A 5,252-nucleotide genomic window follows, 5' to 3' on the forward strand; every position below is an offset into this window, starting at 1 on the left:
TAAATTTTTATCGGACATTAATGTTAATTTATATTGAAATGGATTCCAAATCGAATTTGTTGGTTGTTGAATTTTAATTTTTCTTCAGTATTATTTGATACATTAATTGCAGTTGAATAATTGTATCCTAAACTTAATTGCCAATCATCACTTACAAAATATTTTGCGGTAACAATTGCCCCAGGTTGTATCCAAATTCCTGAAAATTCTTTTTCTTTGGTTAAATCAAATAATTCTCCATTAATTTTTTGCTCTCCATTAATAATGTGCATCAATTGCATTTGAAGACCTGTACTTAATTCAAAAGGCATTCTCTCTGAAGGAATAATAATATATTGCAACTGGTTATTTAAACCCATATAAGTGGTTTCCCATTCATAATGATTGGCGCTATCACCAGCTGTGGCATCAAAACCGTTAATAGCTAAACCAGCACTATAATGCAATTTGTTATCTAATAATTTAAAAACATAGCCTAATTCATAAAATTGACTGGATTTGCTATTAAGTTCAAGGGGTAAATTATCCGTGCTTTTAAAAACATAAGAGGTTAGATTCAATCCAGTTGAAAAATATAGATCTTGTGCTTTTGAACTCATACTAAATAATAGTAAGTATGCAATAACTAGGTTAGTCTTTTTTAATAATGGTTTCATAAAATACATTGGTATTGTTTGTTATTTTAATTAAGTAAGTGGATGTAGCTATGTTAGATAGAGAAATACTGGTTTTAAAATCATTTATTGTGCATTCTTTATGGAGTACTAATCGGCCTAATCTGTCAAAAAGTTCAACTGTACATTTTCCTTCAAATGACAATGAAAAAAGTAAATTTAATTCATCAGCAACAGGAACAGGGTACAATTGTAAAGTTTCTTTTTCGATACTTGCATCAATTATCTTCATACCTGTAGGTTGCTGATATCCTTGAACTATGCATTTGTTAAACATTTCAGAAAAACCAATTGTTGATAGCTGACCTACACTTTGACTAACATAATAACCTGTAGAAGTTAAATTTGAATTTCCCACTACCGAAATAGTGTTTCTTGCAACCTCTTGTGAAAAAGAGTTTAATGTGATTAATACCAATAAAATATATTTCATATAATTTTTTTAAATGTTTAAACATTAGCAGGCTTGCATAATGAGAGCAAAAGATTATTTATTGATATCAAATTAATTTACAAAACAAAGTTTACACTCCGTTTCATACAAATAGGTTTCTAATTTTCGATCATAAATGATGGGTGCTTTTAACTCATTTCGCAAGAAAGCAATATAATAATTAATACTCCGCTCTGAGATGTCTAGTTTATGCGCCAATTGTTTCGGTGTACCCGTTTTTTTTGTTGTAATTAAATCATGTAATCGTATAAAGACGCGTATATCCATATTTATATGCAATTTTACAACCACTCAACGCAACTGCCTTGCGCCCAATGTTTTTTGTTAGAAACTTTATAATTTTAATACGATTAAGTTGGAAAATCATCCCGAAAATTTTAAAAAAAATATTGTGGCTCTCGGATAGGTATTAAATAACGGCTATAAAAAAGCGTATTTACAAGTAAAGTGTAAAGCAACAGATTACAAGATATTCAACTTTACATTTAAGAAAACAAAACACAACGCAATCTCATTGCGTTAGAGTGATTTTGATTCAAAATCAAATGGATTAATTTTCCAAATCTGTTTAAATTCATAAGATAAAATTTATATTTGTGCCAAGATAAAAACGAAATACATCCTTTTTTGAGCCATTTGATTTCTATATATTCTATTGCACTCCAGCAATTTTGCAAAGGGGAAAATCAGGCCTTAAGTGACCTTTATAAAAAATGGTTGCCCGAATTGTATTTGGTAGCATACAGATACGTGCAATGTGAACAAGAAGCTGAAGATGTAGTTGCGGATTGCTTTGAAAAAATATTTGCTATGCCTATTACAAAAAGGCAACAAAAATTTATAGAAGAAGAAATCAACATCAAAGCATTACTTTTGGTAATGGTAAAAAACAAAAGTCTGGATGTTATTAAAACAAAAAAAAACAGAAATAGAATTTTAGATGGTATGAAAGGTTTTCTCCCTACAATTAGCTTTAATAATGCGAAACAAAACCTTACAAATGACAATTTCAAAGAATTATTAAATTGCTTACCCAAAAAAGAAAAACAAATTCTCAGTCTTAGTATTGATGGGTTCACCAATGCAGAAATAGGAGAACAATTCAACTTATCTGAAAAAACAATTGCGAATCTTTTAGCAATGGTTAGAAAAAAAGTAAAAAATTTATGGAATACGTTTATGGAGTAATTAGCTAATAAAATTACTTTTGGGAAGAATTTGTAATTGAATCGTTTTAAACAGACTATGACAGAAAACAAAAATATTAATTTAGAACTGCTGTTGCAATCACTAGAAGATGATTTCGACACACAGGAACGTATGCGTATTTTGGAAATATTAAAAAAAACGAATCCTATAGACGATTCCTTACTGGGAGCAAAAATGCTGTTAGAAAAAAACAATTGGGATTATGAAGTCTTAAAATATACGTTCAGTAAAACAGAAGAAAGAATAGAAACAATAGCTCGCGCTACTAAAAAAACAAACAACAGTATCAATTATCTAAAATATGCCGCCGTATTGCTTCCTATAGGCTTTGTTTTAGGCTATTTTATACATTTCACTTTAACCCATAACCAATCCATAGACCAGTTTTATAGTAAAGAAGAAGGTTTACCTCACTATATGGGAACAGAAATTGCAAATTTTGAAAATCTAATGGTGCTTTACCGCGACAATAAAATGAAAGTTGCATTTGGAGTGTCGGAAGAAATTCTAATAAAAAAACCGCAAAATGATACAGCTATCTACTTTCATGCAGTAATTGGTTATGAATTAAAAAACTTCAAAGTGGCTAAAGAGGGTTATACTAAAATAACTCAAAAAAAAGAAAGTGCTTTTTATTATGATGCAGTTTATCGATTAGGTTTTACCTTAAAAAAACTTAATGAAGAGAAAGCAGCTTATCAACAATTTAGTACAATCTCAAAAGACCAAAATAATCCTTATAATCAAAAAGCAAAAGAAATTCTAGATTGTTTTAATTAGTTTAAAGCGTTAGTATATAGTTGATTAACTTTGTTTCCAAAACGATAGCATAGAAATTTTTTCTGTGACCACCATCAAAAATAAAAATATCAACCGTATTTTTTACTTGTGATAAGAAGCCAAAATTCATAGTAATAAAAATATAATCATCGTTTAAGTTTTAACGCATCTTTTCTTTTGTTAAAAACTATGCCAATAATAACCACAGTTTTTGTTTTTTCATCAATGTAGAAATGAATGTTGTATGGAAAAGTTTTTGGGTGAGCTATTCTTACATTTTTATGTCTAACATTATAAGCAGTGGGCATTGCAAGAATTTTCATAATGGCTTCTTCAATACAAATTGCAAAACGAATTTCTAAATCAGCTTGTTGTTCTTTATACCATTCTTTAGCTTTTTGAACATCAGTAAAAACTTCTTCAAAATACAATGCCTTGTACATTAAATTTTGCGTTTAAGTTCTTGAAAAAGCTTGTCAATAGGTTGTAAAAGTTCGGGATTTTTTTCAATAGCCATTAGTCTTTGGTCTATAATATCCTTTTCCCATTGTTCTAATTCTTTTTCAGTTGCTTCAATATTTGGATATTCATTTTTAATAATTTCCCAATCTTCAATTGGAATGAAAACTCCTGTAGGATGTCCGTTGTGGTCTTGAATGATTTGTGTTTTCATAATTATAAAAATAAATTATATAGTAAAATTAGACATTAATTTTAACGCTACAAAATTAATCAAATATATTTCTATTAATTACCGTAAGATCAATTGTAATGCTTCTGCCTTTCGATAAGCTATTAAAATTTCAACCCAAACATTACCCCATCTCCTTGAAAACCGTTTTGATAACTTCTTACATAATCAACACGTAAGAATCTGAATTTTCCAAAACCTATATTATCAAATCCAACAGTAAACTCTTGATACGGTTTCATGTTTGGAATGTTCAATTGATGAAATCCTCCAATTAAATTCCATTGCAATTTGTTCAACAACGGAATTTTATTCATAATGTATCCTTTGAAATTATGCTCGATATGCGTTTCCAAATACGCATCATTCGTGGAATGACTATAGTAAGGTAACAAGTTAAACGCATTCAAAGAATTATTCAATAAGTTCACATGTGTTTGATTTCCATTAAAGTGTTTATAATCTACAAACGAAATATGCTCCGCATTAAAGAACTTACCTGCTTTAAAACGTAAGCCAAAATCTCCTTTATTGCCAATAGTTTTGTTGTAATCAACTGTTGCACTTATTAAATCATAATGATAGTCGCTATTTGAAGCTCCAAACGCTTTCTCATAGAAAAGACTTATTACCGGATAATCATCGTTTTGAATGTTAATCTTTCCATCTGGGCGAGAAATATATTTTTGACCAAAACGAATGCGCGTTCCTATACTCGCTTTCATAATATGATGCTGCTCAAACGGAACCGAAGTATAATTATAAGGTTGTAACGGATCATTTGAAAAATATAAATCATCGTTTTTAATCAACGTATGATCGGTATTGTTAAATAATGCATGACGGTTTTCGTATACGAATTTACCCGATGCAAAAACACCATTGGTAACTTCTCTTCCATAATTAATTTCAGCAAATTCTTTGTTATACAATTTCATGTAATTGTTTTTAAAGAATAAAGTCGCCACCGAGTTTACTAAGTTACTAATCGGCTCATTAGGATTAAACTGACTAATAGCACTTCCTCCGCTTAAACTGATGTAAGCATTATTTTTGTTGTTAAATCGGTGATAATATTTTCCGTTTATACGCAATCTGTCTTCGGCAAAGCCATAATTGAAAGTAGACGAAATAGATGTAAATTTACCTGTTTCTTCATTCCATTTTCTGAATGAAAAACCACTGTCTAAATTATAACCTTGAACCGTATTAAAGCTAAAAGATGTCAAATTGGTTAATCCTTGGTAGTTGAAGTTCCAATTTTTAAACGAATTTTTATACGTGTAACCTGTAATAATCTTAAATAATTTGAATTTATTACCCTTAGCATCAATAGAATCAAGATATACTTGAGATTTTCTGATGGTTTGGATGCTATCTTTTTTAACGTAATTCGTAGTTTCCTCTTCCGTTAGTGGCACCGGACGATTTTCTTCCCAAAAAG

At 29.6% G+C, this 5,252-nt stretch carries 7 protein-coding genes; 2 read left to right on the top strand and 5 right to left on the bottom strand.

The window, feature by feature from the left end; all coding sequences use genetic code 11:
- Positions 1 to 23 precede the first annotated feature (23 nt).
- Complete coding sequence (locus B4I81_RS06940; protein WP_291109073.1) at positions 24 to 656, bottom strand: outer membrane beta-barrel protein; 633 nt, start codon at positions 654 to 656, stop codon at positions 24 to 26.
- A complete protein-coding gene (locus B4I81_RS06945; RefSeq protein ID WP_026724787.1) occupies positions 631 to 1,107 on the bottom strand; it encodes a T9SS type A sorting domain-containing protein in 477 nt (158 codons plus the stop codon). The genes B4I81_RS06940 and B4I81_RS06945 overlap by 26 nt, the downstream gene beginning before the upstream one ends.
- 657 nt (positions 1,108 to 1,764) lie before the next feature.
- On the opposite strand from B4I81_RS06945, the gene B4I81_RS06950 reads away from it, so the two are divergent.
- Both B4I81_RS06950 and B4I81_RS06955 read left to right on the top strand, forming a co-directional pair.
- Positions 1,765 to 2,316: an RNA polymerase sigma factor gene (locus B4I81_RS06950; RefSeq protein ID WP_291109083.1), complete on the top strand. Its 552-nt coding sequence runs from the start codon at positions 1,765 to 1,767 to the stop codon at positions 2,314 to 2,316.
- A gap of 57 nt (positions 2,317 to 2,373) precedes the next feature.
- On the top strand, positions 2,374 to 3,117 hold the full coding sequence (locus B4I81_RS06955) for a tetratricopeptide repeat protein (protein WP_291109075.1): 744 nt from the start codon (positions 2,374 to 2,376) through the stop codon (positions 3,115 to 3,117).
- Between the two features lie 146 nt (positions 3,118 to 3,263).
- Here the strand turns inward: B4I81_RS06955 and B4I81_RS06960 are convergent, their stop codons facing one another.
- The 3 genes from B4I81_RS06960 to B4I81_RS06970 form a co-directional block, all read right to left on the bottom strand.
- Positions 3,264 to 3,560, bottom strand: a complete 297-nt coding sequence (locus B4I81_RS06960; protein WP_291109077.1) for a hypothetical protein — start codon at positions 3,558 to 3,560, stop codon at positions 3,264 to 3,266.
- Positions 3,560 to 3,790, bottom strand: a complete 231-nt coding sequence (locus tag B4I81_RS06965) for an addiction module component CHP02574 family protein (RefSeq protein ID WP_291109079.1) — start codon at positions 3,788 to 3,790, stop codon at positions 3,560 to 3,562. The genes B4I81_RS06960 and B4I81_RS06965 overlap by 1 nt, the downstream gene beginning before the upstream one ends.
- A gap of 122 nt (positions 3,791 to 3,912) precedes the next feature.
- On the bottom strand, positions 3,913 to 5,252 hold a 1,340-nt coding region (locus B4I81_RS06970), incomplete at its 5' end, for a DUF5686 family protein (RefSeq protein WP_291109081.1).

Source organism: Flavobacterium sp. UBA6195, from assembly GCF_002422095.1.
Classification (GTDB): domain Bacteria; phylum Bacteroidota; class Bacteroidia; order Flavobacteriales; family Flavobacteriaceae; genus Flavobacterium.

Excerpts from the sequence above, each read along its gene's own strand:
- B4I81_RS06940 (WP_291109073.1), bottom strand. The coding sequence starts at position 656 with ATGAAACCATTATTAAAAAAGACTAACCTAGTTATTGCATACTTACTA.
- B4I81_RS06945 (WP_026724787.1), bottom strand. The coding sequence starts at position 1,107 with ATGAAATATATTTTATTGGTATTAATCACATTAAACTCTTTTTCACAA.
- B4I81_RS06955 (WP_291109075.1), top strand. The coding sequence starts at position 2,374 with ATGACAGAAAACAAAAATATTAATTTAGAACTGCTGTTGCAATCACTA.
- B4I81_RS06960 (WP_291109077.1), bottom strand. The coding sequence starts at position 3,560 with ATGTACAAGGCATTGTATTTTGAAGAAGTTTTTACTGATGTTCAAAAA.
- B4I81_RS06965 (WP_291109079.1), bottom strand. The coding sequence starts at position 3,790 with ATGAAAACACAAATCATTCAAGACCACAACGGACATCCTACAGGAGTT.